Annotated in this window: 3 protein-coding genes and 1 pseudogene; 3 read left to right on the top strand and 1 reads right to left on the bottom strand. The window is 44.7% G+C overall.

The genetic code is table 11. The features are described 5' to 3' along the window. Positions 1–302 (top strand): annotated as a pseudogene (locus ACMHXE_RS19710) (hypothetical protein); the annotation flags it as partial. A gap of 81 nt (positions 303–383) precedes the next feature. Here ACMHXE_RS19710 and ACMHXE_RS19705 read toward each other — a convergent pair. Further along, positions 384–617, bottom strand: coding sequence for a hypothetical protein (locus ACMHXE_RS19705; protein WP_413733159.1), 234 nt, complete (start codon positions 615–617; stop codon positions 384–386). A gap of 1,142 nt (positions 618–1,759) precedes the next feature. Here ACMHXE_RS19705 and ACMHXE_RS19700 point away from each other — a divergent pair. Together ACMHXE_RS19700 and ACMHXE_RS19695 are read left to right on the top strand one after the other, a co-directional pair. Next, positions 1,760–2,260: a DUF6602 domain-containing protein gene (locus ACMHXE_RS19700; protein WP_413733157.1), complete on the top strand. Its 501-nt coding sequence runs from the start codon at positions 1,760–1,762 to the stop codon at positions 2,258–2,260. 44 nt (positions 2,261–2,304) lie between these two features. Then, positions 2,305–3,479 (top strand): IS3 family transposase gene (locus tag ACMHXE_RS19695; protein WP_101095878.1). Its coding sequence is split into 2 segments (ribosomal slippage): positions 2,305–2,563 and positions 2,563–3,479, totalling 1,176 coding nucleotides; the frame shifts between segments, so codons are not numbered across the junction. Positions 3,480–3,487: the final 8 nt, after the last annotated feature.

Genomic DNA, 3,487 nt, shown 5'->3' with positions numbered 1-3,487 from the left:
ACGAATACACCGCCAAGCCCAGCAAAAAAATTACCTTCCGCAGCAATTACTTTACCCTACATCTGGCGCTGTGGGGGATCATTCACAAAGATGCGCTGAGCTTTGAAGATGGGATTAAACGCAACTTGGCTATTTGGCACCATGGCGCCCGTTACGGCGAAGAAAGCGGCACGACTCGTGGTCACTATGCCGAGTTTGCTGTGGCGCTGACCAACTTGGGGATCCACGCCGGAATGGAGCAGCCGGTTGTTGATCTATTCATCCCTCAGGGACTTGTATGGTACAAATCGGCTAAAGCTTAATACTAACACCCCGGGTTGTCGTCCGAGATGTAATCAACAATCGCTAGCAAATCGGCGCGGGCTTGTTTCGACCATTCAAGTTCAGGACTGGCACTTCCTATCGATCAAGGCTTGCACCTCATCCATAATCTGCCGATGAGGTACGCCCGGTTGAGTGTCGGCCAGGGCTTCGCGTACTTGGGCCCGGAACCATTTGTCGTGTGCTTCCGGATCAATGGTCAAACAGGCGGACAAGCCACCTTCTTTGGATACGCGGGTTAAAAAGATACGTACAGCATCCAAGACAGACAAGCCGGGATTATGTCGTCTACACATATGTGTAGAATGGATGTTTGAGCGACCATCGTTATATTATATCTCCTACTGTTAGCTTGACTTTTATCAGGTATCTCAAATGAGATACAGTCAAGAACCATTTTTCTTGCTCTGACTGCGTTGTCGCGTAAGTCCTAACTTGCACTACACTTCCCACTCGAAGATCAATGAGAAGAAAATAATTCTATATAACAGCTAGTTAGAAAAGTGGCCCTTATCGATACCATGCTCAGAATTTTTTTGATTTTTTACGTCTCGTCGACGTTTTAGTTCAGCTTTGGCCCAGGCGGAGGATTCTGCTATATCACGACGAAGCTCTTGTTTCTCTTCGGTAGTAAGCATTCGCGGTCCCGATGTAACTCTAGCCACCTTGTATCTCCAACTTGTCGTTGTACATTTTAGATAGCGTATCAAAACATGAGTTACCACCAAGGAACCTTAAGCGTATTTTTAGATTATTTTTTATACACATCTTGAAAACCATTAGCATTGACCAAATAGTATACAGCGAGGAATAACCTCATCATAAACAAGGATGAAATCATGGGTTTGAAACCAGGGCCAAAACCAATAGCCAAGTCGACCGGTAAACCAGATCAACGTCGACGTGACAACAAAAAAACTCCAAGAAACACTCCGGGCTTAAAGCCGAGCAAATCCTCGACCAAGTAACGCTACCTCAATATCGAGTCAGAGTAAGCAGTACTGACTCTTTTTGCTAAAATCCAAAACACACTTTTGCCCCCAAACGAGTTGAGTCGTTGTCTGTGGCGAAGTCAAACGCAGACTTTCTCGCCTACAAATTTTCATTCATTTCACTCAAATGTTGTCTTTCGTTGAAAAGCCTAAACGATGGACGGGCATACAGTCATATTGCAATCATAACGATTTTTGTCCCAACTTCGTGCGCGTTTTCACATTTCAAGATAAATAAATATGATTAAAATCATGTAATTACAAAAAACCTTAGGTTAGATAATAGGTTTGGGAAACGCGCATGCGCGTTTTTTCAGATGGTGAATTTAGCAAAATGCTGATAAGTTCATTACATACAAATAGTTAACTGTGCGCGTTTTCACTGGTCCAACGAGGTAAACGCGCATGCGCACTAATAAAATGTTAAATTTCGATGAGATCATCGCATGGATTTGAATGAATTATTTTCTTCGATAGAAACCACTATGTTAGCTAGATTCAAAGAATCCGGCTTTATAAATCATAGCGGAGACAAAGGTGAAAATAGAGAAGAGTTTCTGATGGACTTCCTTAAAAATCACTTACCAAAAAGGTATGGTGTGACTAAAGGTGAAGTAATTACAAAAGAAGGCTCACGTTCACATGCCATCGATATCATAATTTATGACGCAGTAAATTGCCCTGTCCTATATGCTGGAAAAACCTCGATACTTCCCATTGAGGGTGTATATGGAATAATTGAAGTTAAGTCTTCTCTTTCCAAAGCCGAATTTGACGACGCCGCTGGAAAAATTACATCTTTCAAGAAGCTAGCACCAAGAGATTTAGGTGTAATCGCAACCAGAGAATATGCAACAGTGCATAGAGCATCCAGGCCATTCGGTATTGTCTTTGGATTTCAGTTATCTGGGAACTCGTGTAGTGGCATAGTGAATTTGGCCATCTAAATAGACGAAGTGATAGACTCACTTTTCGCAAATGGGTGGCAGATATGAAGAACACAAGACCGACATTCAGCGCTGAGTTTAAGCTAGAGGCTGCTCAGCTAGTAACAAAGCAAGGCTACAGTGTGGCAGAGGCTGCAATCGCAATGGGAGTCAGCAATTCAGCCATGCGAAAGTGGGTAAAACAGCTCCAACAGGAACTGCAAGGCGATTCTCCCAAAGGCTCACCACTTACGCCTGAGCAACAGCGGATCCGTGAGTTAGAAAAGAAACTTCGCCGCATCGAAGAAGAGAACATTATTTTGAAAAAGGCTACGGCTCTCTTGATGTCAGACTCACTGAACAGTTCTCGCTAGTCGAGAAACTCAGGCAGAGCCATAGTGTAAAACTTATTTGTTCAGTATTTGGTATTCATCGCAGCAGCTATAAGTATTGGCGAGGTAGACCCAGCATTATTAGCTCAGAGCAGGTGAAACTGCATAGCTTGGTGCGAGGGGCCCATAAAGCCAGCAACGGCTCTGCAGGTGCAAGAACCATCGCCAATATGGTGACAACTGCGGGTATACCATTGACGCGTTATCGCGCGACAGGGTTGATGAGAAAACTCGGATTAGTGAGCTGCCAGATACCCCAACACCGCTACAAAAAGGCGGATAAAGAACATGTCGCTATCCCTAACCATCTTGCTCGTCAGTTTGCAGTGACGGCGCCAAATCAAGTGTGGTGTGGCGATGTCACGTATGTGTGGACTTGCAAAGGTTGGGCTTATCTGGCGGTCGTGCTGGATCTATTTGCCCGTAAACCGATAGGTTGGGCCATATCCTATTCGCCTGATAGTACTCTAACGAGTAAAGCCTTAGTGATGGCTTTTGAAGCGCGAGGCAAACCGAAACACCTTATGTTCCATAGCGATCAAGGTAGTCACTATACGAGTCGTGGCTTCCGACAGCAGCTTTGGCGTTATCAGATAAAGCAAAGCATGAGCAGACGAGGAAACTGCTGGGACAATAGTCCGATGGAGCGTTTCTTCAGAAGCTTAAAAACAGAATGGATACCGATGACCGGCTACCGAAGTATCAGTGAGGCTCGGGTTGAAATATCACGATACGTGACGGGGTATTACAGTCAGCTTAGACCGCATCAATATAACGGTGGGCTGACACCGAACGAGTCAGAGCGAAGATACTGGCTTGAATACAAAACCGTGGCCAATTTAACTTGACCACTACA

The organism is Shewanella sp. BJSY2023SW007 (genome assembly GCF_047314525.1).
GTDB classification, from domain to species: Bacteria; Pseudomonadota; Gammaproteobacteria; order Enterobacterales; family Shewanellaceae; genus Shewanella; species Shewanella chilikensis.
This window is presented reverse-complemented; position numbering and strand designations above follow the sequence as displayed.

Coding starts and splice junctions, on each gene's coding strand:
- ACMHXE_RS19705 (WP_413733159.1), bottom strand. CDS start 617: ATGTGTAGACGACATAATCCCGGCTTGTCTGTCTTGGATGCTGTACGT.
- ACMHXE_RS19700 (WP_413733157.1), top strand. CDS start 1,760: ATGGATTTGAATGAATTATTTTCTTCGATAGAAACCACTATGTTAGCT.